The organism is Microbacterium sp. SD291, from assembly GCF_017355365.1.
GTDB lineage: Bacteria > Actinomycetota > Actinomycetes > Actinomycetales > Microbacteriaceae > Microbacterium.
In genome coordinates this window covers 1-23199 of the sequence record NZ_JADIJR010000019.1, presented here as the reverse complement: position 1 = coordinate 23199, position 23199 = coordinate 1, and the positions used below count along the sequence as shown (strand labels likewise).

Genomic DNA, 23199 nt, shown 5'->3' with positions numbered 1-23199 from the left:
CTGCGTTGCGTACTGGGCGTTCAGGCGCGGTTCAGGCGCGGATCAGCTCGCGGTCGGCCGGTGCGGCCGGCTCGGCCGTCGCTTCGGCATCCGCGGCGAGAGACGCCCTGCGCTGTTCGGAGCGCCGGCGTGACAGCATCCCGATGAGCGACGACCGGTTCTGGCCCGGCGCGCCGAGGGCAGCAGTGACGCGATCGAGGAAGACCGCGATCAGCACGACGCCGAGCCCCGCCTCGACGCCCTTGGCGATGTTCACGGTCGAGATCGCCTCGACCACCATCTTGCCGAGGCCGTCCGCGCCCGCCATCCCGGCGATGACCGCCATCGACAGCGCGAGCATGATGACCTGGTTGACGCCGGCCATGATGGTCGGCATCGCGAGCGGAAGCTGGATGCCGCGCAGGATCTGCCCCGGCTTCGCGCCGAACGCGTGTCCTGCCTCGACGGTCTCGGAGTCGACTCCGCGGATGCCGAGTTCGGTCAGTCGCACGCCGGGCGGCAGCGAGAAGATCACCGTGGCGACGAGGCCGGGGACCACGCCGATGCTGAAGAACACGATCGCGGGGATCAGGTACACGAAGGCCGGCATGGTCTGCATGAAGTCGAGCACCGGCTTCAGGACCGCCCGCACCGTGGTGTTGCCCGCCGACCAGATCCCGAGCGGGATCGCGATGAGCAGGGCGATGACCGCGGCGACGAGCACCAGCGCGAGCGTCTGCATCGCGGGGACCCAGAGGCCCATCGCGACGATCAGGCCGAGTGAGACGACTGTCCCAGCGGCGAGCTGCCACGACCGCACGAGCCAGGCGATCGCGGCGGCGATCACGATCACGACCGCGAAGTGCGGCGTCAGCAGCAGCCGGGTGAGTCCCTCGACCAGCACGCTGACGATGAGGGAGATGACGTCGAGCAGTCCCTCCAGGTTGTCCTTGACCCAGGCGACGCCACCCTCGACCCAGGTGCCGAGCGGGATGCGGAAGCCATCCATCAGCGCACCTCCTCGGGGGTCGCCTCTGCGACCGGGGTGCCTGCGACCGCCACCGGATCTGCGGTCCAGCCGTCGTCGAGCACCGCGTCGATCTCGGCCTGCGGCATCGGCAGGAGCGGCAGCGTGAGCTCGCCGGTCGCACCGGGGCCGGGGCCGAGCGCTGCGAGCAGCGTGACCCGGGGGATCACGCCGACCAGGCGCCCCGCGGCATCCGTCACCGCGAGCGGCACCGGCGACTCGACCGACGGGATGAACAGGTTCATCAGCACCTCGTCCTCGTTCACGGCCTGCGGCACGGGCTTCAGGATCGACGCGAGCGTCGTCTCGCCCTTGCGCACCAGCTTCACGGCATCCCGGTCGGTGACGATGCCGACCAGCTGCCGGTCGCGGCCGACGACATAGGTGGCCGACATGTACGCGTCGCGCATCTGGCGCAGCGCCGTGCGGGGACCGGCGGTGTCGGCGACCACCGGGCGGGGGCGCTCCATCACGTTCGCGGCGGTGAGCACGCGGGCGCGGTCGACGTCCTGCACGAACTGCTCCACGTAGTCGTTCGCGGGGTCGGTGAGGATGTCCTCCGGGGTGCCGATCTGCACGATGCGGCCGTCGCGCATCACCGCGATGCGGTCGCCGAGGAACATCGCCTCGTTGAGGTCGTGCGTGATGAACACGATCGTCTTCTGCAGCTTCTGCTGCAGCTCGAGCAGCTGCTCCTGCATCTCGCGGCGGATCAGCGGGTCGAGGGCGCTGAACGCCTCGTCCATCAGCAGGATGTCGGTGTCGGCGGCGAGCGCACGGGCGATGCCGACGCGCTGCTGCATGCCGCCGGAGAGCTCGGACGGGAGCTTGTCGCCCTGCCCGTCGAGCCCGACGAGAGACAGGATCTCCTCGGCCTTCGCCAGGCGCTCGGCCTTCGGCGTGCCCTTGAGCTCGAGCGGGTAGGCGACGTTCGCGGCGACCGTGCGGTGCGGCAGCAGCGCGAAGTGCTGGAACACCATCGAGATGCGGTCGCGGCGGATCTCCCGCAGACGCGACGCGGGGATGCCGGTGATCTGGTCGCCCGCGATGATCACGGAGCCGTCGGTCGCCTCGTGGAGGCCGTTGAGCATGCGGATGATGGTGGACTTGCCGGAGCCGGACAGCCCCATGATGACGAAGATCTCGCCCCGGTTGACGGTGAACCCCGCGTCGATGACGGCGGCGGTTCCGGCTTCGGTCACGTCGGTGCGGCTCTCGCCTGCCTTCAGCCGGCGGACGGCCTGGTTCGGATTCCTCCCGAACACCTTGTACAGATGGCGCGCTTCAAGTGCGATTTCGGACACGTTTCCCCCGCGGCTCGCCTTTGTGGGCGAGCCCGCTTCGGTTACGCCCGGGTGATGTTCACGAGGCCGTTTCGAGAGCGTGCTGTGGCGGCGCGGGCGGCGGATTTCGGATCCGCCGCAAGAACATCGACCGTACGTGCACGCCTCTTCGCAGCTCAGCTCATCGAAAGAAGGACGTGTCCGCGGACTGGTCTTGGGCCGTCAGGCCCATCAACCAACGTAACGAAATGGCCGATCAGGGGCAAATCCGTTATCCCGAAGGGCGTTCGGTTTCGGCGCCTGACCGGGGGATTGGCGGGTTTCAGCCACGGCGGATGCTGCGCGTCACCGTGAACTTCGGGGTGCGGTGGACCTGCTCGGTGGCGCCGACGATCCTGGTCAGCTCGGCCCGGTATCCGAGCGACGAGTTGTACACGGTCCAGAGCTCTGCGCCCGGGCGGAGCAGCCGCGCCGCCGCCTCGAACAGCCGGGTCGCGGCTCCGGTGTGCACGCTGCTGCCGAGGTGGAACGGCGGGTTCAGCAGCACGACATCGGCGCTCGCATCCGGCAGCTCGGAACCCGCGTCGTCGTGCATCACGGTGACCTGCCCCGCCACCCCGTTCGCGGCGACCGTCTCCCGGGCGGATGCCGCGGCGGCGGCCGAGCGGTCGGTCGCGATCACGCGGGCATCGGGGTGGGCGAGCGCGTAGGAGACGGCGAGAGCGCCGGTGCCGCAGCCGAGGTCGATGACCGTGCCGTTCACAACTCCGGAAGAACGGCCCGGCTCGGCCCCGTTCCGGGCAGATCCGGCGGAATCGGCGACGGATCTCCGGAGTTGTGGCGCGCGGTCGGCGAGCACCTCGAGCAGCACGCGGGTGCCGATGTCGAGGCGTGCGCCGGCGAACGCCCCGCCGTGCGCGACGAGCGTGAGCCCGCCGTGCCGCGCCGTCACCGGATACGGCGGGTCTGCGGGCATCGGAAGCGGCTCGGTCGCGACGATGAGCCGCGACTTCCGCTCCGCCCGCTGCGCCTGCACCCTGGCGAAGCTGCGGCCGAGCACCTCGTTCTGCGCGAGGGTCATGTGCTTCACGCGGCCGCCGGCGACGAGCACGGCATCCGGCGCCGCCCAGCGTGCCACGGCATCCGCGATCTCCTCGAGCTCGGCGAGCGCCTTCGGCAGCTGCAGCAGCACGAGCCGTGCACCGGACAGTAGAGCAGGGTCGAGCTCGTGCGACGAGAAGCCGGCCAGGCCGAGGTCTTGCGCATTGAGCGCCAGCGCGCGGCGCCCCGTCGCGAGGTCCTGATGAACGCGGATGCCGACGAGCCCGGCATCCGTCAGCGCGAGCGTGATCGCGCCGTACTCGTCTCCGATGACCGCGGTCTCCGCGCCGGCGATGCCGTGCTCCGCGGCGAGCGCGAGACCCCGCTCGACGAGCAGCAGATCCGTGGCGTCGTGGGCCTGGAGGTCGGCGGCCTCGACATCGGGGCGGCGGCGGAGACGCGCATAGGGGAACTCGGGCACCACCCCAACTTACGCGCCCGCCGGACTCAGCCGATGTCCCGCGCGATGCGCGCCGCCGTGCGCTGGAGCAGCGGGATCCGGTGGGCGAGCTCGTCGACGCCGTGGACCATCCGGATCGCCGTGAGGGAGAGCGCCCCGAGCACGCCGACGGGGCTGCGGATCGGCACCGCGACGCAGTTCACGAAGTCCTCGAACTCGGCGTCGTCCGCCGCCCACCCGCGGGCCGAGATGGCGTCGAGTTCGACATCCAGCGAGCCCCTCGTGGTGATCGTCCGGGTGGTGTGCGCCTTCCAGTCGGCGCCCGCGAGCACCGCGTCCCGCCGATGCTCGTCGAGCTCGGCGAGGATCGCCTTCCCGACGCCAGTGCAGTTCGGGAGCACGCGCGACCCGATGCGCGAGTACATCCGCATGCCACCCTGGTCTTCGACCTTGTCGACGTAGACGATGGTGTCGTCGATCAGGGCGGCCACGTGCAGGGTGTTGCCGACGACCTCGTGCAGCTCGCGGACGTGCGCGGATGCCGCCTGCCTCAGGTCGAGGTTCTCCAGGGCGATCTGCGCGAGCGAGACGAGATGGAAGGCGAGCACGTAGCTGCCGTCGGCCCGCCGGCGCGCGTACCCGACGTCCTCGAGCGTCTGCATCTCGCGGAACATGGTCGAGCGGTGCAGCCCGAACTCGACGGCGAGGTCGGCCACGCTCTTCGGCCGCGCCGCGATCGAATCGAGGATGAGGGCCGCTCTGCGCACGCTCTGAGACATCGCGGCGGCCTAGAAGAACGTCCGGACGAGCTCGACGACCCGATCGTCGTCCCGTGAGGCGACGACCGGCAGGAAGTGCCACTTGTCGAAGGCCGTGCACGGGTGCGAGAGCCCGAGACGCACGACGTCGCCCATGTGCACCTCGGCCTCTGCCGGCCGGAGGAACGCGTGCTGGTCGTTCATCGCCGACACCGTGGCGCCGGGAAGCGGGGCGAGCGTCCCGCCGAGGTCGGCCGCGACGCCCTGCGGCTCGGGCAGTCCCTCGTCGAAGGGGAAGTCGCGCTTGCCGCCGTCGAGCAGCACCAGGCCGGGCTCGGGGTGCGAGACGACGCGGGCGTGGCCGTGCATGGCCGCGCGCAGGACGGTGTGGTCCCCCTCGAAGTTCACGTCGAGCGGGGAGATGCCGCGGTAGAAGCCGTCGTCGTGCACGATGTACGCCCCGGAGCGCAGCGTCCACCTGGTGCGCTCGTCCCGGAGCACGGCGTCGGCGTACACCTCGGCGACGAGGTCGAAGTACGCGCTGCCGCCGGCGGTCACGAACACGTCGCCCTCGTCGTCGTAGAGCTCGGCGAGGGCTTCGTGCACCACGAGCTGCTGCTCGAGATAGCCCCTCACCGCGGCGAGCGCGGCGGGCGAGCGGTCATGACCGAGGGCGCCCTCGTAGCCGGCGACACCGGCGAGGCGCAGGACGTCGGATGCCGCGATCAGCCGGGCGATCTCGATCGCCTCCTCCGCGGTACGCGCGCCGGTGCGGCCGCCGGGGGCGCCGAGTTCGACGCACACGTCGACGCGGCGGGGCACGCCGGTGTCGCGGAGGGCAGTCTGCATCCGCTCGACGGTGTCGGCGGAGTCGGCCCAGCAGACGAACCCGAACTCCGGGTCGGCGAGCTCGGCGGCGAGCCAGCGCAGCGAGCGGGCGTCGACCACTGCGTTCGCGAGCATGACCTCGGCGAGACCGAAGGTGCGGGCCGTGCGGACCTGCCCCATGGTCGCGAGCGTGATGCCGGGGCATCCGGCGTCCAGCTGCCGCTGCCACAGAGCAGGCGCCATGGTCGTCTTGCCGTGGGGCATCAGGCTGAGCCCGCGCGAGCTCGTCCACTCCGCCATCACGGCCAGGTTCTCGCGCATCGCGGCGTCGTCGAGGACGATCAGCGGCGTCCAGAACTCGGAGAGCCGAGGGCCGGTGGCGAGGAACTCGTCGACAGTGAGGCCGATCGCGCGCTCGGGGATGCCCTTGTCGCGGGCGGTGAGGCGCTCGGCGCCGAGTGCGTCCAGCATCAGTGACTGTGCCATGTCTCCTCCAGATCCTCGTCTGCGTCGAACGTACCCCGCGATCCACGCGTGTGCATATACTGCAACACGCGTTGCGGATGCTGTCTGCGCTCGTCATCATGCCAGCATGGACACCGCCACCGCACCCGCCGTGATCGCCATCGGCGAGACGATGGTGCTGATCGCCCCGCACGACGCGACACCGCTCGCCGACGCGGAGGACGTGCGGCTGAGCATCGGCGGCGCCGAGTCCAACGTCGCGGCCCACGTCGCCGCCCTCGGCCTGCGCACAGCCTGGGTCAGCGCGCTCGGCGATGACGTCCTCGGGCACCGCGTGGATCGCGCGATCCACGCGCTCGGCGTCGACACCCGGTGGGTGCGCTTCGACGCGGATGCCCCGACCGGCGTGTACTTCAAGGACCCGGGCCACGGCGTGTACTACTACCGCGCCGGATCCGCGGCATCGCGGATGACGGCGGCGAGCATCTCCGGCGTGCCCCTCGAGCGTGCGTCGATCGTGCACATCTCCGGCATCACCCCCGCCCTCTCCCCCGAGTGCGCTGCGATGATCGACGCGATCATCGACCGGGTCGCCGCGAGCCCGGCCACGCTCAGCTTCGACGTGAACCACCGCAAGGCGCTGTGGCCGTCATCCGACGCCGCGTCCGCCGCGCTGCTCGACCTCGCACGCCGCTCGGACATCGTCTTCGTGGGTCTCGACGAGGCGGAGACGCTGTGGGGCACGCAGACCCCGGACGCCGTCCGCGCACTGATCCCCGCGCCCGCCCGCCTCGTCGTCAAGGACGGCGACGTCGGTGCCACCGAGTTCTCAGCGGACGGCGCCGTGTTCGAGCCGGCGATCCCGACCGAGGTGGTCGAGGCGGTCGGCACCGGAGACGCGTTCGCGGCGGGCTATCTCGCCGGTCTCCTCGCCGGAGAACCCTCGGCGGAGCGACTCCGCGGCGGGCACGGGAGAGCGCACCTCGTGCTGCAGTCCACCGAAGACGTGGTCCGCGCGAACACCACCGCGGGATCACCGCGGCTGACGACAGGAAAGGGATGACGATGGACAACTCCGGTTTCGAGGAGCTCTTCGGCGGATCACGGCTGATGGCGATCCTGCGCGGCATGGGTGCCGAGCGCAGCCTCGCAGTGTCGATCACCGCGTGGGATCTCGGCATCGAGGTCGTGGAGCTTCCCATCCAGACCGACGAGGACCTCGAGGCGCTGCGCGTGGTCGCGGCCGCCGGTCGTGAGCGCGGCAGGATCGTCGGCGCCGGCACGGTGCTCTCCGCCCAGCACGTCGCCCAGGCGGCGGATGCGGGCGCCGTGTTCACCGTGAGCCCTGGACTGGACCTCGAGGTCGTCCGCGCCTCGCACGACGCGGGGCTGCTCAGCATCCCCGGCGTCGCGACCCCGAGCGAGGTGCAACTGGCCATGAAGGCCGGGCTGACCTGGCTGAAGGCGTTCCCCGCGTCGGTGCTCGGCCCGCAGTGGCTGGGTGCCATGCACGGCCCGTTCCCGCAGGCGCGCTTCGTCACCACCGGCGGCATGAACGCCCAGAACGCCGGGGACTATCTCCGCGCGGGCGCCAGCGTCGTCGCCGTCGGCTCCGCACTGGAGGACCCGGCGCAGCTCCCCCTTCTGGCCGAGCTCCTCGGACCTGCCGACCGGGCGTGACCGACATCGCGCGCTGACGCTCCGCTCCGGCATCCAGAGCCGCCCTCCGATCCGTCGGAGGGCGGCTCTTCTGCACACCCTTGACGCGGCCGTGGTTCTGTGGTTACTTAGTCAAGTAATTAACCAAGTGACCGCAACGGAGGACCTGTGATCGACGACGGCAGACCGCTCTTCCTCCAGATCGCCGAGCAGATCGAGGACTCCATCCTCGACGGCTCACTCGCCGAGGAGACGCAGGCCCCTTCGACGAACGAGCTCGCCGGCTTCTACCGGATCAACCCCGCCACCGCAGCGAAGGGAGTCGCCATGCTCACCGACAAGGGAGTGCTGTACAAGCGCCGCGGCATCGGCATGTTCGTCGCGACCGGCGCCAAGGACCTGCTTCTCGGCGAGCGCCGCTCGGCGTTCGCCGACCGCTTCATCGAACCGCTCCTCGCCGAGGCCCGCACGCTGGGACTCACCCCCGCCGACCTCGCAGCGCTGCTCGCCGAGCGCGCCGCGCAGACAGAACGCACAGAAGGGAACCCCGCATGACCGCTGTCATCGAGGTGCACAACCTCACCAAGCGCTACAAGGACAAGCGCGCCCTCGACGACGTGTCGCTGAGCATCGAGGGCGGCGCGATCTACGGCCTGCTCGGGCGCAACGGCGCAGGCAAGACGACTCTCATGTCGATCCTCACCGCGCAGAACTTCGAGACCTCAGGGTCGGTGCGGGTGTTCGGCGAGCATCCATACGAGAACGCGCAGGTGCTGAGCCGGATCTGCTTCGTCCGCGAGAGCCAGAAGTACCCCGACGACGCGCACCCCGTGCATGCGTTCAAGGCGGCGAGCCTGTTCTTCCCGAACTGGGATCAGCGCCTCGCAGACGAGCTCGTCGAGGAGTTCCAGTTGCCGACGAAGCAGAAGATCAAGAAGCTCTCCCGCGGTCAGCTCTCCGCCGTGGGCGTGATCATCGGCCTGGCATCGCGCGCCGAGATCACCTTCTTCGACGAGCCGTACCTCGGCCTCGACGCGGTCGCCAGGCAGATCTTCTACGACCGGCTCGTGCAGGACTACGCCGAGCATCCGCGCACGGTGATCCTGTCGTCGCACCTGATCGACGAGGTCTCCAACCTCATCGAGAAGGTCATCGTGATCGACAACGGCCGGATCATCCTGGACGACGACACGGATGCCGTGCGCGACCGCGCCGTCACCGTCGTCGGCGAGGCCGCCAGGGTCGAGGAGTGGGTGGGCGGACGCGAGGTCCTGCACCGCGAGACGCTCGGACGCGTGGCCTCTGTCACCGTGCTCGGCGTGCTGTCGCCGGCGGAGCGGGCGGAGGTGGCGGCATCCGGCCTCGAACTCGCGCCGGTCTCGCTGCAGCAGCTCATCGTCCGGCTCACGCAGAACACGGGCGCGAAGCCCGCACTGAAAGAGGAGGTCGTCTGATGCGACGCATACTCAACGTCATCCGCCTGCAGCTGATCAACCGCGGCACCTTCATCTGGATCCCGCTGATCATCCTCGCCGCGGCGACCGTGATGTCGATCCTCATCTACATCCTGATCCCGGTCGACGAGCCGAAGTACGGCGGAGGCGCACAGGCGCCGCTGTGGTACTTCTTCGCCATCGGCATCTCGGCGATGACGCTCACGTTCCCGTTCTCGCAGGCGATGAGCATCACCAGACGCGAGTTCTTCCTCGGGACCATGCTCACGGCTGTGCTCGGGAGCACCTTCATGGGGCTGCTCTTCCTGATCGGCGGGGGCGTCGAGCTCGCCACCGCGGGCTATGGGGTCAACGGCTGGATGTTCCATCAGCCGTGGGCGTGGGAGGCCGGCCCGTTCGGCGCCTTCGTCGTGTTCTTCACACTCGCCCTGTTCTTCTTCGTGATCGGATTCACCGGCGCCACGATCTTCAAGATCTGGGGCGGCGTTGTCCTGACGGTCGTGGGTGTGATGCTCGGGCTGGTGCTGATCGGCCTCGTCTACCTCGTGACCCGGCTCGAGATGTGGGGCCAGGTGAATGCCGGGATCGGCGGCCTCGGCGCACTCGGGCTCGCGCTGTGGGGGCTCGTCGTGGTCGCGGTGCTGATGGCGCTGTCGTTCCTCGCCTTCCGGAGGGCGAAGCCGTAGTGGGCGAACCGCGGCATCCGCGAGACTTGACCCTGACACAGTGGAAGGCGGGATAACGGAGACATGTTGTCCATCGGAGCCTTCGCGCAGATCGGCCAGGTGACCCATCGGATGCTGCGGCATTGGGACACCGCCGGCCTGCTCGTGCCCGCCCACGTGGACGAGTCCAGCGGCTACCGCTCGTACGATCCGTCGCAGCTGGAGAGGCTGCACCGGATCGTCGCGCTGCGGCAGCTCGGCTTCGGCCTCGACGACATCGCGCTGATCCTCGAGCAGGGGATCGACGCCGGCCGGATCGCCGCGCTGCTGCGCGCGCGCCGGGCCGAGGTCGAAGAGGATCACCGGATCGCCACCGCTCGTCTCATCGACGTGGAACGGCGGCTCCACCTCATAGAGAGCCAGAACCGCATGTCGACCATCGAGATCATCGAGAAGCCCCTCCCCGCCGTGCGGCTCGCCGCGTGCACGGCATCCGTCCCGCCTGCCGAAGTCGGCACGTCGGTCGGGCCCCTGTTCGAGCAGATCGAATCCGCGCTGGGCGACGAGTGCGGCGCCCTCGCGACGCCGATCGCGCAGTACCGTCAGCTCGACGACGAGATGGAGATCACCGCCGGATACGCGTACGGCGGGGAGCGCGCGTCCGGATTCGAGCTCGTCGACCTCCCGGCCGTCGACGTGGCGATCTGCGGCGTGCACCTCGGTGCGATGGACGGCATCAGGGAGAGCTGGGATGCCGTGCACGCCGAGATCCTCGCCCGCGGCTACGTGCCGGACGGCCCCTGCCGCGAGCTGTACGTGCGGGCCGTCTCCGACGACCAGTCCGACTGGGTCACGGAGCTGCAGCAGCCCGTCACCCGAGCCTGACGCCCTGGCTCAGCCGGCGAAGACCACGTCGTAGCCTGCGCCGCGCAGCGCCTCGACGACCGCGGCATCCGCCCCCGCATCCGTGAGCACCGTCGGGAACAGCTCGGCACCGCCCACCGCCGCGAAGGCGCGCACGCCGAGCTTGCTCGAGTCGGTCACGACCACGGCACGGCGGGCCCGTTCGGCCATGATCCGGTTGACGGCCGCCTCGCGCTCGTCCTGCGTGGTCGCGCCGGATTCGGCATCCATCCCGTTGACGCCGATGAACGCGATGTCCAGGCTCACTCCGCGCAGCAGCTGCTCGACGAACGGGCCGACCAGCTCGTAACTGCGCGAGTGGATCACGCCGCCGGTGACCACGACCTTGATGTCGGGGCGGGTGGCGAGCTGCGCGGCGATGTTCACGGCGTTCGTGACGACCGTGATGCCGCCGCCCGAGGCGAGGTCGTCCCTCGCGGCGAGTGCTGCGGCCAGGGCCGTGGTGGTGGTGCCGCCGGAGAGCCCGACGACCATCCGCGGTGTCACGAGGGCCGCAGCCGCCTGGGCGATGCTCTCCTTCTCGTGCGTGCGGAGGTGGCTCTTGTAGCGGATGGGCAGCTCGTAGGCGACGGCCTGCGCGACCGCGCCGCCGTGCGTGCGCGTGAGGAGCCGCTGCTCGGCAAGCGAGTCGAGGTCGCGCCGGGTGGTCGCGGCGGACGCGCCGAACCGCTCGACGAGGTCGTCCACCGTCACCTCTCCGCTCGCGGCGAGCAGGTCGAGTATCGCGTTCAGGCGGGCGGCGCGCTTCATGTGTCCATCCTGCCCGCCCGCGCCACGTCCCTGTCCCTCCGCGCGATGTGCCTGCCCGTCCGCACCGCGTCGCAGATTCCCCCTCGTGTCGCAGGAAACGGCGAGATCCCTGCGACATCGCCGCGATTCTGCGACCTGCTACAGGCGAGCACGCCCGCGCGGCCACGGACCACGCCCGCGCGACCACACACCATCCTGTGACGGGCCACGAGTGGCGATCGCGACCGAACTGGGTCGCGGCGGCGCCGACCGGACCTGGCTGACGGACATCGGCGCCGAGTTCGCGCCGACCGATTCGCCCGAGAAGGTGCTGCGCACCCTGCTCGACGTGCACGTCCGGGGACTCGAGACCACGAAGGACGGGATCGACCTCGACGCCGTCGGACAGGCCGCGCGCGCGATCGCCACGAGCAGTCACGTGGACATCTACGGCCTCGGCGGCAGTGCGGGGATCGCCGACGAGTTCCAGCGCCGGCTGCACCGCATCGGCATCAGCTCGCACGCGTGGTCCGACGTGCACGACGGCCTCGCGAGCGCCGTCCTGCAGGATGAGGCATCCGTGGCGATCGGGGTCTCCAGCACCGGGCAGACCGATGAGACCGTGCAGATGCTCTCGCAGGCCGGCGCCGTCGGCGCGCTCACCGTGGCGATCACGCACGACGGCGAGAGCTGGATCGCGGATGTCGCCGACCTCTCGATCACCACCGCGGCACCGGTCGGCTACCTGCGCCCCGACGACATGTCGGTGAAGCATGCGCAGCTGTTCGTGATCGACCTGCTCTACCTGCTCATCGCGCAGCAGATGTTCGATCGGGCGGCGACGCGCCTCGCCGCCACCGCGATGGCGGTATCAGCGCACCGCCGGCCCCGCACGCCGCATCCCTCCGACGCACAGGAGGTCAGCGCATGAGCGCGACACCCTCTGATCTCTTCCGCGAGACGCACGACCGTCTTGCCCGCCTCACCGCGGACGCCGAGTCCGGCTCGCTCGACACCGCGATCGGGATGCTGGTTGCAGCCCTCGACGCGGGCGGCGTGATCCACGCCTTCGGCACGGGGCACTCCGAGGCCTTCGCGATGGAGATCTCCGGCCGCGCCGGCGGGCTCATCCCGACCAACCGCTTCGCGCTCCGCGACCTCGTGCTGCACGGCGACCGCGACGTCGAGGTGCTCAGCGGCTCGCTGGAGCGCGAACCGTGGATGGTCGACGAGCTCATGGCGACGGTCACCGTGAGCACGGACGACATCTTCATGATCGCCTCGAACTCGGGCGTGAACGGCTCGATCGTGGGCACGGCGCTCTGGGCGAAGGAACGCGGGCACCGCGGCGTACATCGCCCAGCTGCTCACGCTCGGCGTGGCGCGCACGATCGCCGATCGGGGAGAGACGCCCCCCATGTACATCTCTGCCAACATTCCGGGCGGCGACGAGCACAACTCCGTCCTGGAGGACCACTACCGCGGCCGCATCAGGCGGGGAGGCTGAGCGCGTCGCACCGGATCCCTGATCACCCAGGCCGGCTCCGCGAGGAGTCGGCCCGACAACCCGAAACACCACTACGAAAGGTACGAAGATGGAACTCAACGACACGTCCATCAGCCGCCGCAACCTGCTGCGCGGCGCGGCCGCGACGGCGCTGCTGCTGCCGTTCGGCATGTCCCTCGCGTCCTGCGCTGCACCTGGCGGCGGTGGAGGCAGCGCCGGCCCGAAGGGCGAGGTCACGGCGGACAACCCGTTCGGCGTCGCCGCCAACACGAAGGTCGACGCGGTCATCTTCAACGGCGGCTACGGCGTCGACTACGTCGAGAACTCCGCCAAGCTCATGGAGAAGAGCAAGGGCCTGGAGGGCGTGACCGTCAAGGTCTCACCCTCGACGAAGATCGCCACCGAACTGCAGCCGCGCTTCGTCGGAGGCAACCCGCCGGACCTGATCGACAACTCCGGGGCGAACTCGATCGGCTGGAACACGATCATCGACCAGCTCGAGGACCTCACCGAGGTGCTCGACGCCGAGAACCTCGAGGGCGAGAAGATCCGCGACACGCTCTTCGGCGGCGTCGAGGCCCCCGGCACGTTCGACGGCAAGTTCGTCGCGCTGAACTACGTCATGACCGTATACGGCATCTGGTACTCCTCGAGCCTGTTCGAGCAGAACGGCTGGGACCTCCCGACGAGCTGGCAGGACCTCAAGGCCCTCGGCGAGTCCGCGAAGGAGCAGGGCAAGTTCCTGTTCCTCTGGGGCAAGGAGGCCGCGACCTACTACCAGACGATGGTGGTCGACTCCGCGGTCATCCAGGGCGGCGACGACGTGCGCCTGCCGCTCGAGAACCTCGAAGAGGGATGCTGGTCGCACCCGGTCATCCAGGACATCCTGACGATCTTCCACGACCTGATCGCCTCGGGCTACGTCAAGCCGGGCGGCTCGGGCACGCAGTTCACGGAGGCTCAGGCCCAGTGGAGCAGCAAGCAGGAAGCACTGCTCTACCCGTCGGGCTCGTGGATCGAGAACGAGATGAAGTCGCAGACTGCCGACGGCTTCGCGATGATGGGCATCGCCGAGCTTCCGCTCGACGGCAGCCAGACGACGCCCGCAGGCACCATGCGCGCGGAGGCCGGCGAGCCGTTCGTCGTCCCGTCCAAGGCGAAGAACCCGGCCGGCGGCAAGGAGCTGCTGCGCACCATGCTCTCGAAGGAGTCGGCCACGGCGTTCGCGAAGGCGAAGCTCGCTCCGACGATCGTCAAGGACACGGTTCCGGCGGACGGCTTCGGATCGACCGCTCTGCAGTCGCAGGGCACGCTCCTCGCGACGGCCGGCGACAACGTCTTCACGATCAAGTCGTTCAACCTGTACGGCATGAACAGCGACCAGCTGCCGATCTGGAACTCGTTCCTCGACGGCAAGATGGACGTGGCGACGATCACGAAGCAGCTCCAGGACCTGACCGACAAGGTCCGCAACGACGACTCCGTCAACAAGATCGAGATCAAGTGACAACTGTTCCAGGTCTTGACTCGGCGACGAACACCGCCGGTGTCATCACTACCCCGACGGGGCGGCGCAGGCCGCCCCGTCTCGGGCAGCGCCCGCTGACCTTCGACTACGTCTCGTTCCTGCTGGTGTTCCTCGTCCTGCCGGTGGCGATCTTCATGATCTTCGTGATCTCGCCGTTCGTGCAGGCGGTGTACTACTCGATGACGAACTGGACCGGCTTCACACCGGAGATGGACTTCGTCGGGCTCAAGAACTTCGGCCGGCTGTTCTCCGATTCGACGTTCCTCCAGGCCATCGGCAACAACATCACGCTCGCGATCCTCGTGCCTCTGATCACGCTGTCGATCGCGCTCGTGTTCGCGAGCATGATCACCGTGGGCGGCCCGAGCAGCGGGCAGGTGCGGGGTCTGTCCGGATCGAGCTTCTACCGGGTCGTGTCGTTCTTCCCGTACGTGATCCCGGCGATCGTGATCGGCATCCTCTGGGCGCTGATCTACTCCCCCGAGGGCCTGCTGAACGGCCTCCTCGATGCTCTCGGCCTCGACGTGGCCGGCTTCGCGTGGCTCGGCGACGAGCGCACCGCGATGGGCGCCTCGATCTTCGTGATCGTGTGGGGCATGGTCGGCTTCTACATGGTGCTCTTCATCGCCGCGATCAAGGGCATCCCGGCGGAGACCTACGAGGCCGCGCGCATCGACGGCGCCGGCCGGTTCCGCACCACTATCTCGATCACGCTCCCGCTGATCCGCGACAACGTGCAGACCGCCTACATCTACATCGGCATCCTCGCGCTCGACGCGTTCGTCTACATGGCGGCGCTGAACGCCACGGGCGGCCCCGGCAACACCACTCTGGTGATGTCGCAGTACCTGTACCGCACCGCTTTCGAGAAGAGCCAGTTCGGGCTGGCCAGCGCCATGGGCGTCGTGCTCGCCGTGATCACTCTGCTGTTCGCCGCGGTGGTGTTCCTCGTGAACAGGTTCACCGGCGGCAAGGACGACGGAGGACACTCATGAGCGACAAGACGCAGACGCTGATCTCCATCGATCCGAAGCGCGCCCGCACCGACACCCGGCAGATCCGCAAGATCCGGTCGACGGGCGGTGACAAGGTCGTCGCCACCATCTCGCACGTGGTGCTGGCGATCTGGTCGATCGTCGTGATCCTGCCGCTGCTGTGGACGCTGTTCAGCTCGTTCAAGTCCACCGCCGAGATCTTCAGCTCGCCGTTCACCCTGCCGTCGTCGTGGGACTTCACGAACTACATCAACGCCTGGACGAAGCACAACTTCGGTCAGATGTTCCTGAACACGATCATCGTGGTGGGCGTCTCGCTGTTCCTGGTGATGCTGCTCGGCGCCATGTGCGCCTACGTGCTCGCGCGCTTCTCGGTGCCGGGCAGCCGGGTGATCTACTACCTGATGCTCGCCGGGCTCACCTTCCCGGTGTTCCTCGCGATCGTGCCGCTGTTCTTCATCCTGCAGGGGATCGGCCTGCTCGGCACCCTGCCGGGGCTGATCGTCACGTACGTGGCGTTCGCCCTGCCGTTCACGGTGTTCTTCCTGTACTCGTTCTTCAAGTCGCTGCCGTACGAGATCCAGGAAGCCGCCTACGTCGACGGCGCGAGCGAATGGCGCACCTTCTTCCAGGTGATGCTGCCGATGGCCCGGCCGGGCCTGGCCGCGGTCGGCATCCTGAACTTCCTCGGCCTGTGGAACCAGTTCCTGCTGCCCGTCGCGTTGAACCCGAACGCCGAGCAGTACGTGCTGTCGCAGGGAATGGCCGCGTTCGCCTCGGCGGCCGGGTACGAGGTCGATCAGGGCGCGCTGTTCGCCGCCGTGATCATCACGATCGTGCCGGTGCTGCTGGTGTACATCTTCTTCCAGCGCCAGTTGCAGGGATCGGTGTCGCAGGGCACCTCGAAGTAGTCGCCAGCACCCGCGGAAGAACGAAGGGCACGGATGCCGCGGCATCCGTGCCCTTCGTCGTCGTCGCGTCGATCTCGTGATAGACATCTCATGATCGAGGGGGATCCATGGCAGCATCTGCACGTCCATTCCGCATCGGCGCCGTGATCGGCGTCGTCGTGCTCGCACTGTGCGGATGCACTGCGTCGCCGCCAGCGAGCGAAGAGTCTCCGAGTCCGACGTCGACGCCCGAGGTCACGACTGAGATCGTGCTCACGCAGGATGGACCGCCCCTCGACGGAACCGGCTCCGGCTTCCCGACGGGCGTCGCGCTCGCCGTCCCGGAGGGGGACTTCCGCTCGCTCAGCCTGGATTTCGAATGCACCGGCAGCTCCGAGTACCTTCTCGAACTCGGCAACGAGACGTCTCAGGGACGCACGACACGACGCGGCACCTGTGCGGGAACGACGACGTTCCTGTTCTCCTTCTACGCGAGGTCAGACGACCGGCTGGGCGTGCTCGTCGGCGAGGGCATCACCTGGAAGGCCACCCCCAGTTACTCCACCGCCGCGTTCACCCCCGACCCTGCGATCGACGAGGACTGCAAGGCGTTCGGCCCCGTCTACAGCGCGATCCTCAACGCGGACGCCGGCTTCTCCGACTACGCGGACATCGACGAGGCCGAGTGGAACAAGCGCGTCGACGCCGCATCCGACGAGCTCGAAGCCCTCGCCGCCGCCTCGGAGTCTCCGCTCGCTGAGTCGTTCGAGGAGCTCGTGCCCGCACTCCGCAGCCCCGATCGCATCGCCGGGGATCTCCTCAGGAGCACCGACCCGACGAACCGCAGGATCTCCGATGTCTGCGCGGCGAACGAGACACTCCCCATGATCGAAGCCGAGTACGGAGGCTGAGACCGGGTTCTGGTGACTCAGCGCCCCTCGGCCGCCTCGGTGTGGTGACGGATGACCTCGGCCACGACGAAGTTGAACCACTTCTCGGCGAACTCGGGGTCGAGATGCGCCTGCTCGGCAAGGGCCCGCAGGCGTGCGACCTGCTGCTCCTCACGGCCGGGATCGGATGCCGGCATCTCATGCTCCGCCTTGAGCTGGCCGACCTGCTGCGTGGCCCGGAAGCGCTCCGCGAGCAGGAAGATGAGCGCGGCGTCGATGTTGTCGATGCTGCCGCGCAGACGGAGGAGTTCGGCCTTCGGGTCCGCAGCGTCTGTCATGCCCCTACTCTACGGAAGCCTCTCCGTTCGGGCCCCCGCATGACGCCGCGTGCGTCCCCCTGCCGAGACCCCCTCCTGTCGCCGACACGCCCCTCTGCTCGCGTCGGCAGGGTGGGGTCTCGGCGACAGGGTGGGGTCTCGGCCGAGTGTGAGTGAACCGGCTCAGAGGAGCCCGTTCTCCTCCAGCCACGCCTTGGCGATGTCGGCCGCGGACTCCTCGTCGACCGTGCTCTGCACGTTCATGGCGACAAGCGCCTCGGCGGTGAGCTTGGCGCTGACCTCGTTGATGACGTCGGCGATGTCGCCCGCGATGTCGCTCGAGGCGATCGGCACGACGTTCGAGGCGAGGATGATGTTCTCCGGGTCCTCGAGCGCCACGATCTCCTCGGTCTGGAACGCCGGGTCGGCCGAGTAGATGTCGGCGACCTGGATCTCACCGGCGAGCAGCGAGTCGAGGGTCGTCGGGCCGGTGGCCGAGAACGCCAGGTCGACGCCGTAGACCTCCTTGGCCGCTGCCGGTCCGTACGGGCGCTGCTCGAACTCCGGCGCCGCGCCGATCGTGACCGGCGCCGGGGCCTTCGAGAGATCGGCGATCGTGGTCAGCCCGTGCTCCTCGGCATAGCTCTTCAGCACCGTGTAGGTGTCCTGGTCGGATGCCTCGGAGTAGTCGAGCGCGGTGAGGCCCTCAGGCAGCGCCTCCTGCAGAGCCGCGTACACGTCGTCGGGGCTCGTGGCCGTGGCATCCGCATCGAGGTATTCGAGCAGGTTGCCGGTGTACTCCGGGAAGAGGTCGATCGCGCCTGACTCGACGTCCGGCATGTAGGCGTCGCGCTGGCCGATGCTGAACTGCTTCTCGACCGTGAAGCCGGCGTTCTCCAGCGCCTGGGCGTAGATCTCGGCGATGATCTCGTTCGAGTAATAGGCCTGGGAGCCGATCACGATGGTGTCGCCTGCGCCGTCGCCCGCCTCCTCCGACGGGGCGTCGAGCGGGTTGCTGCTCGCGCAGCCGCCGAGGACGAGGGATGCGGCGAGGGCGATGCCTCCCGCGAGGGCGAGTCGCGACTTTCGTGCTGTGAACATGTGACTTCCTCTTCTCTGGGATTCTGAGGTTCGTTTGGTCTGGGGTCGTGGGTTCTGGTCTGTGGGTTCTGGTCTTGTGGGGCCGCTGGGGCTCGGAATCGCGCGTCAGGCGGTCGCAGGTGCGGCGTCCAGCGCCGCGGTGCGGGCGCGGCGGCCCTGGCGTGCGGGGGTGCGTACGCCGGCGGGGACGGCCGCGTGCTGCGCCAGTGCGAGGAGCAGATCGACGATCAGCGCGAGGACGGCGACGAGGATGGCGCCGCCGAGCACCTGGTCGAACTTGCGCAGCGGGATGCCCTGGATGATCGGCCAGCCGAGACCGCCGAGATTCACGTACGCCGCGATCGTCACTGTCGCGATGACCTGCAGCAGCGCCGCCCGCAGGCCGCCGACGAGGAGCGGGAGGCCGAGCGGCACCTCGACCTTCCAGAAGACCTGCCACTCCGTCATCCCCATCGCCCTCGCGGCGTCCAGCGTCCGCCGGTCGATCGCCTCGAGTCCGGTGTAGGCCCCCGCGAGCAGCGACGGGATCGCGAGCAGAACGAACGTGACCACCGCTGCCTCAGGGATGCGGAGCACCCCGAGCAGCAGTACGAGCAGCACCATCAGCCCGAACGACGGGATCGCGCGGGCGGCGCCAGACACCGCGACGGCGATCTCGCGCCCGCGGCCGGTGTGGCCGATCAGCCAGCCGGCCGGCAGTGCGATCGCCGCGGCGATCAGCACGGAGATCACGGTGTAGACAAGGTGCTGCCCGAAGAGCACGGGCAGCGCGTACGTGCCCTGCCACCGCTCGGGGGACAGCAGCCAGGCGAGCGCCTCGGCGAAGAGGTTCATGCGGCAGCCCTCACCAGCGCGGTGCGCTTCGCCGCCGTGACGGTGGTCGCCCTCGTCCAGGGCATCAGTGCCCGGCCGGCGAGCAGGAGGAGCAGATCGACGAGGAGTGCGATCACGACCACGGATACGACACCGGCGAACACCTCGGCGATGATGCGGCGCTGCAGTCCATCGGTGAACAGATAGCCGAGATTGCGGACACCGATCAGGATGCCGACCGTGGCGAGCGAGATCGTGCTCACAGCCGTGACCCGGAGCCCCGCGAGGACCACTGGTCCCGCGAGCGGGAACTCGACGGCGAAGAAGCGCCTGAGCGCACCGAACCCGGTGGCGGTCGCCGCCTGCCGCACGCCGTCGTCGACGGAGTCGAGCCCGTCGGCGACCGCGCGCACGAGGATCGCGACCGCGTAGATGGTGAGGGCGATCACGAGGTTCGGCTCGCTGATGGCCGAGTAGCCGAGCACCGCCGGCAGCAGGATCAGCAGCGCAAGAGAGGGGATCGTGTACAGCAGGCCGGTGAGCGCGATGATCGGGCCTCGTACCAGGCGGTACCGCCAGGCCAGCCAGCCGAGCGGCAGCGACAGCAGGAACCCGAGCACGATCGGCACCACGCTCTGCCGCAGATGCGCGGCGGTCAGCTCGAGGATGAGCCCGAGATTGTCGACGACCCAGCTCACGTCAGGCCTCGCCTCGGTCCGGCCCCTTCGACGCTCCCCGCCGACTCGGAGATCTCCGCGCCATCCGCGGCATCCCCGGCATCCCCCACGATCGCGCCCTGCGTGCGGCCGGACGCGTCGACCACGACTATCCCGCGCGGAGTCTGCTTGAGATGCAGGGCCCGTCGGCCGCGATCTGCGCCGATGAACGCCGAGACGAAGTCATCCGCCGGGTTCTCGATGATCTCGCTCGGGCTTCCCACCTGCACGATGCGGGCACCCTTGTCGAGGATCACGACCTGGTCGCCCAGCAGGAACGCCTCGTCGATGTCGTGGGTGACGAAGACCACGGTCTTGTCGAGCTCGCGCTGCAGCCGGATGGTCTCCTGCTGCAGGTCGGCCCTGACGATGGGGTCGACCGCGCCGAACGGCTCGTCCATCAGCAGGATGTTCGGGTCGGCGGCGAGGCCGCGGGCGACACCCACGCGCTGCTGCTGGCCGCCGGAGAGCTGACTGGGGTAGCGGTCGGCGAGCCCGCGGTCGAGCCCGACGGTGTCGAGCAGCTCGCGGGCGCGCTCGTGCGCGGCCGGGCGCTTCACGCCGTTCAGGCGCAGCACAGTGGCGACGTTGTCGATCACCGTGAAGTGCGGCATCAGGCCGGAGTTCTGCATCACGTAGCCGATGCGGCGGCGAAGGACCACCGGGTCGCCGGCCATCACACTCTCGCCGTCGATCTCGACGTCGCCGGACGTGGGCTCGACCATGCGATTGATCATCCGCAGCAGCGTGGTCTTGCCGCATCCGGATGATCCGACGAAGACGGTCGTCTTGCGCGACGGCAGCACCAGGCTGAAGTCGTCGACGGCGAGCGCGCCGCCGGGAAAGCGCTTGGTGACATTGCGGAACTCGATCATGGGCTGGTCTCCAGTCGGTCGATCGATGAGTGTGACGGCGCGGTCAGGGACCGACTTCGACCCCCGGCGCGAACGCGACGTAGCCGGAGAAGTCCTTGCCGACGCGGTCGAAGGCCGAGCGGTACGGGTCGGGGTACGACCACGCCTGATCCACGTGCAGATCGCCCCCGGCCTGCACGGAGTAGTACTGGCACACGCCCTTCCACGGGCACGTGTACGGCGTGGGGCTGTCGACGAGTGTGCCGGGGGTCACGGATGCCGGCGGGAAGTACCAGTTCCCCTCGATGCGGATGAGATCGCTCTCGTCGGCCTCGGCGATGACGGTTCCTGCGAGTACAGCCTTCATGGTCCTGCCTCCTCGGATGTGGTTTCGAGCGTATAAGACGTCGGCGACATCGGGGCCGGGACCGGCGCGCCGAGTCGCGATGCGCCCGGCATCCGTCTCCTGTTCGGAGCGGCCGGGCGAACGGATGGGATGCGGATGCTGCGCGTCATGGTCCCCTCGCCTCACGCCGATTCGCGGCCGTACGCCTCCAGCAGTCTCAGCCAGACCTCGCTGACAGTCGGGTACGCCGGGACCGCGTGCCAGAGCCGCGCGATCGGGACCTCGCCGACGACGGCGACCGTCGCCGTCTGCACGAGTTCGGCGACCTCGGGGCCGACGAAGGTCGCGCCCAGCAGCACGTCGCGATCAGCGTCGATCACGAGTCGCGCCTGCCCCTCGAAGCCGTCTTCGTACAGGCTCGCCCCGGCGACCCGGCCGAGGTCGTAGTCGACGACGGCGACCGTGTGCCCCGCCTCGCGCGCCGCGCTCTCGGTGAGCCCGACCGACGCCACCTCGGGGAACGAGAAGGTCACCTGCGGAACGGCGGCGTGGTCGGCGGTGGCGGCATGCCGGCCCCAGGGCTCGTCGTGCACGTCGCGGCCGCGCGCACGATCCGCGATCACGTCGCCGGCGGCGCGGGCCTGATACTTGCCCTGATGGGTGAGCAGCGCGCGCCCGTTCACGTCGCCGACCGCGTACAGCCAGTCGGACCCGGGCACCCGCAGCGTGTCGTCGGTCTCGATCCAGCTGCCGGGTTCGAGACCTGCGACCTCGAGCCCGATGTCGTGGCTGCGCGGGGAGCGGCCGGTCGCGACCAGCACCTCGGATGCCACGACCTCGGAGGCGTCCGAGAGGGTGATCGTCACGCTGCCGTCGCGCCGGACGGCCGTCGTCCCGATACCGGTGCGGACATCGACCCCGAGTTCCTTCAGCCCCGCGGCCACCCGCTCGCCCGCGAAGGGCTCCATGTTGCCGAGCAGGCCGCTGCGGGCGATGAGCGTGACCGTCGACCCGAGCGCGGCGTAGGCGGTGGCCATCTCGACCGCGACGACGCCGCCGCCGATCACCGCGAGCGAGTCGGGCAGCTCCTGGGCGCTGGTGGCCTCGCGGCTCGTCCAGGGCGACGCCGCGCGGAGTCCGTCGATGGGCGGGATGACGGCATCCGATCCGGTGCTGATCGCGACCGCGTGGCGGGCGCGGAGCACGCGGGTGGCGCCGTCGGCATCCGTCACCGTCACCTCGCGTTCGCCGGTGAGCCGGCCGTGGCCGCGGGCCAGGTCGATGCCGGCGGACTCGAGCCAGCGGACCTGACCGTCGTCGGACCAGTTGCTCGTGAACGAGTCGCGGCGCGCGAACACGGCAGCGACGTCGAGCGTGCCGGTGACGGCCTGCGCGGATCCTGCGACATGCTGCGCCGCCCGCAGCGCCTGCGCCGAGCGGAGCAGCGCCTTCGAGGGCATGCACGCCCAGTACGAGCACTCGCCGCCGACGAGCTCGCTCTCCACGATGATCGCGGTGAGCCCGCCCTGCACGGCGCGGTCGGCGACGTTCTCCCCCACCGGCCCTCCGCCCAGGACGATCAGATCGTATTCGCCGGTTCCGGCCTCATCCGCAGTCGTGTTCATGCCGCCCTCTCCGTCGCCACCAGTCCTGCCGGTCCTGCCATCCCTGCCAGTCTCGCCAGTCTTGCCGAAGACCGGCCTCTGCTGAAGGCCGGCTCCTGCTGAAGGCAACGTCGGGTCACGGGTCGGTTGTTCCGGTCTCTCTGTTCATGACTCCTCAGGTTCGCCCTCGCTCGGGGTCGGAACCGGTCCTTCGGGGCGGGTTCCGGTGGATTTCTCCGGAGTCATGACGGCGGGCGGCCGGAGACCCGCGGGTCGGTCACGACCGGTTGCTCCGGTCGGACTGTTCACAACTCCGGAGATCCGGCTGATTCCGGGTCGGAAACGGCCCTCTCGGGCTGGTCCCGG

At 69.4% G+C, this 23199-nt stretch carries 24 protein-coding genes and 1 pseudogene; 12 read left to right on the top strand and 13 right to left on the bottom strand.

Annotation, left to right across the window (positions count from 1 at the left end; translation table 11 throughout):
• Positions 1 to 31: 31 nt before the first annotated feature.
• The 5 genes from IPV10_RS11475 to IPV10_RS11455 form a co-directional block, all read right to left on the bottom strand.
• Positions 32 to 988, bottom strand: a complete 957-nt coding sequence (locus tag IPV10_RS11475; RefSeq protein WP_207483946.1) for a proline/glycine betaine ABC transporter permease — start codon at positions 986 to 988, stop codon at positions 32 to 34.
• Complete coding sequence (locus IPV10_RS11470) at positions 988 to 2310, bottom strand: glycine betaine/L-proline ABC transporter ATP-binding protein (protein ID WP_207483944.1); 1323 nt, start codon at positions 2308 to 2310, stop codon at positions 988 to 990. Before IPV10_RS11470 ends, IPV10_RS11475 begins: the two co-directional genes overlap by 1 nt.
• A gap of 301 nt (positions 2311 to 2611) precedes the next feature.
• Positions 2612 to 3811, bottom strand: a complete 1200-nt coding sequence (locus IPV10_RS11465; protein WP_207483942.1) for a class I SAM-dependent methyltransferase — start codon at positions 3809 to 3811, stop codon at positions 2612 to 2614.
• Between the two features lie 26 nt (positions 3812 to 3837).
• On the bottom strand, positions 3838 to 4569 hold the full coding sequence (locus IPV10_RS11460; protein ID WP_207483940.1) for an IclR family transcriptional regulator: 732 nt from the start codon (positions 4567 to 4569) through the stop codon (positions 3838 to 3840).
• Between the two features lie 9 nt (positions 4570 to 4578).
• Positions 4579 to 5862, bottom strand: a complete 1284-nt coding sequence (locus tag IPV10_RS11455; RefSeq protein WP_207483938.1) for an alanine racemase — start codon at positions 5860 to 5862, stop codon at positions 4579 to 4581.
• 106 nt (positions 5863 to 5968) lie between these two features.
• Between IPV10_RS11455 and IPV10_RS11450 the strand changes: the two genes are divergently transcribed.
• The 6 genes from IPV10_RS11450 (at position 5969) to IPV10_RS11425 (ending at position 10504) form a co-directional block, all read left to right on the top strand.
• A complete protein-coding gene (locus IPV10_RS11450) occupies positions 5969 to 6904 on the top strand; it encodes a sugar kinase (protein ID WP_207483936.1) in 936 nt (311 codons plus the stop codon).
• On the top strand, positions 6901 to 7521 hold the full coding sequence (locus tag IPV10_RS11445) for a bifunctional 4-hydroxy-2-oxoglutarate aldolase/2-dehydro-3-deoxy-phosphogluconate aldolase (protein ID WP_207483934.1): 621 nt from the start codon (positions 6901 to 6903) through the stop codon (positions 7519 to 7521). Before IPV10_RS11450 ends, IPV10_RS11445 begins: the two co-directional genes overlap by 4 nt.
• A gap of 147 nt (positions 7522 to 7668) precedes the next feature.
• Positions 7669 to 8055: a GntR family transcriptional regulator gene (locus IPV10_RS11440; protein ID WP_207483932.1), complete on the top strand. Its 387-nt coding sequence runs from the start codon at positions 7669 to 7671 to the stop codon at positions 8053 to 8055.
• Positions 8052 to 8954 (top strand): ABC transporter ATP-binding protein, encoded by a 903-nt coding sequence (locus IPV10_RS11435; RefSeq protein ID WP_207483930.1) that lies wholly within the window; start codon positions 8052 to 8054, stop codon positions 8952 to 8954. The genes IPV10_RS11440 and IPV10_RS11435 overlap by 4 nt, the downstream gene beginning before the upstream one ends.
• The gene (locus tag IPV10_RS11430) at positions 8954 to 9640 is read left to right on the top strand and encodes a hypothetical protein (protein ID WP_207483928.1); all 687 of its coding nucleotides are present in this window, start codon (positions 8954 to 8956) and stop codon (positions 9638 to 9640) included. The genes IPV10_RS11435 and IPV10_RS11430 overlap by 1 nt, the downstream gene beginning before the upstream one ends.
• A 63-nt stretch (positions 9641 to 9703) precedes the next feature.
• The gene (locus IPV10_RS11425) at positions 9704 to 10504 is read left to right on the top strand and encodes a MerR family transcriptional regulator (protein ID WP_207483926.1); all 801 of its coding nucleotides are present in this window, start codon (positions 9704 to 9706) and stop codon (positions 10502 to 10504) included.
• Between the two features lie 9 nt (positions 10505 to 10513).
• Here the strand turns inward: IPV10_RS11425 and IPV10_RS11420 are convergent, their stop codons facing one another.
• A complete protein-coding gene (locus tag IPV10_RS11420) occupies positions 10514 to 11293 on the bottom strand; it encodes a DeoR/GlpR family DNA-binding transcription regulator (protein ID WP_207483924.1) in 780 nt (259 codons plus the stop codon).
• A 211-nt stretch (positions 11294 to 11504) separates the two neighbouring features.
• Here IPV10_RS11420 and IPV10_RS11415 point away from each other — a divergent pair, with 211 nt between their 5' ends.
• From IPV10_RS11415 to IPV10_RS11390, 6 genes and pseudogenes are all read left to right on the top strand, one after another.
• Positions 11505 to 12203: a MurR/RpiR family transcriptional regulator gene (locus IPV10_RS11415; RefSeq protein ID WP_207483922.1), complete on the top strand. Its 699-nt coding sequence runs from the start codon at positions 11505 to 11507 to the stop codon at positions 12201 to 12203.
• Positions 12200 to 12559 (top strand): annotated as a pseudogene (locus IPV10_RS17050) (SIS domain-containing protein); the annotation flags it as partial. The gene IPV10_RS11415 and the pseudogene IPV10_RS17050, both read left to right, overlap by 4 nt.
• Before the next feature lie 308 nt (positions 12560 to 12867).
• A complete protein-coding gene (gene ngcE, locus IPV10_RS11405) occupies positions 12868 to 14286 on the top strand; it encodes an N-acetylglucosamine/diacetylchitobiose ABC transporter substrate-binding protein (RefSeq protein WP_207483920.1) in 1419 nt (472 codons plus the stop codon).
• A complete protein-coding gene (locus IPV10_RS11400) occupies positions 14283 to 15302 on the top strand; it encodes a sugar ABC transporter permease (RefSeq protein ID WP_307861114.1) in 1020 nt (339 codons plus the stop codon). Before ngcE ends, IPV10_RS11400 begins: the two co-directional genes overlap by 4 nt.
• Positions 15299 to 16213, top strand: a complete 915-nt coding sequence (locus IPV10_RS11395) for a carbohydrate ABC transporter permease (protein WP_207483918.1) — start codon at positions 15299 to 15301, stop codon at positions 16211 to 16213. Before IPV10_RS11400 ends, IPV10_RS11395 begins: the two co-directional genes overlap by 4 nt.
• A 107-nt stretch (positions 16214 to 16320) precedes the next feature.
• Complete coding sequence (locus IPV10_RS11390; protein WP_207483916.1) at positions 16321 to 17103, top strand: hypothetical protein; 783 nt, start codon at positions 16321 to 16323, stop codon at positions 17101 to 17103.
• A 17-nt stretch (positions 17104 to 17120) separates the two neighbouring features.
• On the opposite strand, the gene IPV10_RS11385 is transcribed toward IPV10_RS11390, so the two are convergent.
• The 7 genes from IPV10_RS11385 to IPV10_RS11355 form a co-directional block, all read right to left on the bottom strand.
• Entirely contained in the window at positions 17121 to 17420 is a 300-nt protein-coding gene (locus IPV10_RS11385) for a chorismate mutase (RefSeq protein WP_207483914.1), read from the bottom strand.
• A gap of 162 nt (positions 17421 to 17582) precedes the next feature.
• The gene (locus tag IPV10_RS11380; RefSeq protein WP_207483912.1) at positions 17583 to 18500 is read right to left on the bottom strand and encodes an ABC transporter substrate-binding protein; all 918 of its coding nucleotides are present in this window, start codon (positions 18498 to 18500) and stop codon (positions 17583 to 17585) included.
• 105 nt (positions 18501 to 18605) lie between these two features.
• A complete protein-coding gene (locus IPV10_RS11375) occupies positions 18606 to 19334 on the bottom strand; it encodes an ABC transporter permease (RefSeq protein WP_207483910.1) in 729 nt (242 codons plus the stop codon).
• On the bottom strand, positions 19331 to 20011 hold the full coding sequence (locus IPV10_RS11370) for an ABC transporter permease (RefSeq protein WP_207483908.1): 681 nt from the start codon (positions 20009 to 20011) through the stop codon (positions 19331 to 19333). The genes IPV10_RS11375 and IPV10_RS11370 overlap by 4 nt, the downstream gene beginning before the upstream one ends.
• The gene (locus IPV10_RS11365; protein WP_242684903.1) at positions 20008 to 20904 is read right to left on the bottom strand and encodes an ABC transporter ATP-binding protein; all 897 of its coding nucleotides are present in this window, start codon (positions 20902 to 20904) and stop codon (positions 20008 to 20010) included. Before IPV10_RS11365 ends, IPV10_RS11370 begins: the two co-directional genes overlap by 4 nt.
• 43 nt (positions 20905 to 20947) lie before the next feature.
• Positions 20948 to 21250, bottom strand: a complete 303-nt coding sequence (locus IPV10_RS11360; RefSeq protein ID WP_207483906.1) for a DUF427 domain-containing protein — start codon at positions 21248 to 21250, stop codon at positions 20948 to 20950.
• Between the two features lie 161 nt (positions 21251 to 21411).
• Positions 21412 to 22854 (bottom strand): NAD(P)/FAD-dependent oxidoreductase, encoded by a 1443-nt coding sequence (locus IPV10_RS11355; protein WP_207483904.1) that lies wholly within the window; start codon positions 22852 to 22854, stop codon positions 21412 to 21414.
• Positions 22855 to 23199: the final 345 nt, after the last annotated feature.

Bases quoted from the DNA above. Each gene is read 5' to 3' on its own strand.
- IPV10_RS11475 (WP_207483946.1), bottom strand. From the start codon at position 988: ATGGATGGCTTCCGCATCCCGCTCGGCACCTGGGTCGAGGGTGGCGTC.
- IPV10_RS11460 (WP_207483940.1), bottom strand. From the start codon at position 4,569: ATGTCTCAGAGCGTGCGCAGAGCGGCCCTCATCCTCGATTCGATCGCG.
- IPV10_RS11455 (WP_207483938.1), bottom strand. From the start codon at position 5,862: ATGGCACAGTCACTGATGCTGGACGCACTCGGCGCCGAGCGCCTCACC.
- IPV10_RS11450 (WP_207483936.1), top strand. From the start codon at position 5,969: ATGGACACCGCCACCGCACCCGCCGTGATCGCCATCGGCGAGACGATG.
- IPV10_RS11445 (WP_207483934.1), top strand. From the start codon at position 6,901: ATGACGATGGACAACTCCGGTTTCGAGGAGCTCTTCGGCGGATCACGG.
- IPV10_RS11435 (WP_207483930.1), top strand. From the start codon at position 8,052: ATGACCGCTGTCATCGAGGTGCACAACCTCACCAAGCGCTACAAGGAC.
- IPV10_RS11430 (WP_207483928.1), top strand. From the start codon at position 8,954: ATGCGACGCATACTCAACGTCATCCGCCTGCAGCTGATCAACCGCGGC.
- IPV10_RS11425 (WP_207483926.1), top strand. From the start codon at position 9,704: ATGTTGTCCATCGGAGCCTTCGCGCAGATCGGCCAGGTGACCCATCGG.
- IPV10_RS11420 (WP_207483924.1), bottom strand. From the start codon at position 11,293: ATGAAGCGCGCCGCCCGCCTGAACGCGATACTCGACCTGCTCGCCGCG.
- ngcE (WP_207483920.1), top strand. From the start codon at position 12,868: ATGGAACTCAACGACACGTCCATCAGCCGCCGCAACCTGCTGCGCGGC.
- IPV10_RS11395 (WP_207483918.1), top strand. From the start codon at position 15,299: ATGAGCGACAAGACGCAGACGCTGATCTCCATCGATCCGAAGCGCGCC.
- IPV10_RS11390 (WP_207483916.1), top strand. From the start codon at position 16,321: ATGGCAGCATCTGCACGTCCATTCCGCATCGGCGCCGTGATCGGCGTC.
- IPV10_RS11385 (WP_207483914.1), bottom strand. From the start codon at position 17,420: ATGACAGACGCTGCGGACCCGAAGGCCGAACTCCTCCGTCTGCGCGGC.
- IPV10_RS11380 (WP_207483912.1), bottom strand. From the start codon at position 18,500: ATGTTCACAGCACGAAAGTCGCGACTCGCCCTCGCGGGAGGCATCGCC.
- IPV10_RS11375 (WP_207483910.1), bottom strand. From the start codon at position 19,334: ATGAACCTCTTCGCCGAGGCGCTCGCCTGGCTGCTGTCCCCCGAGCGG.
- IPV10_RS11365 (WP_242684903.1), bottom strand. From the start codon at position 20,904: ATGATCGAGTTCCGCAATGTCACCAAGCGCTTTCCCGGCGGCGCGCTC.
- IPV10_RS11360 (WP_207483906.1), bottom strand. From the start codon at position 21,250: ATGAAGGCTGTACTCGCAGGAACCGTCATCGCCGAGGCCGACGAGAGC.
- IPV10_RS11355 (WP_207483904.1), bottom strand. From the start codon at position 22,854: ATGAACACGACTGCGGATGAGGCCGGAACCGGCGAATACGATCTGATC.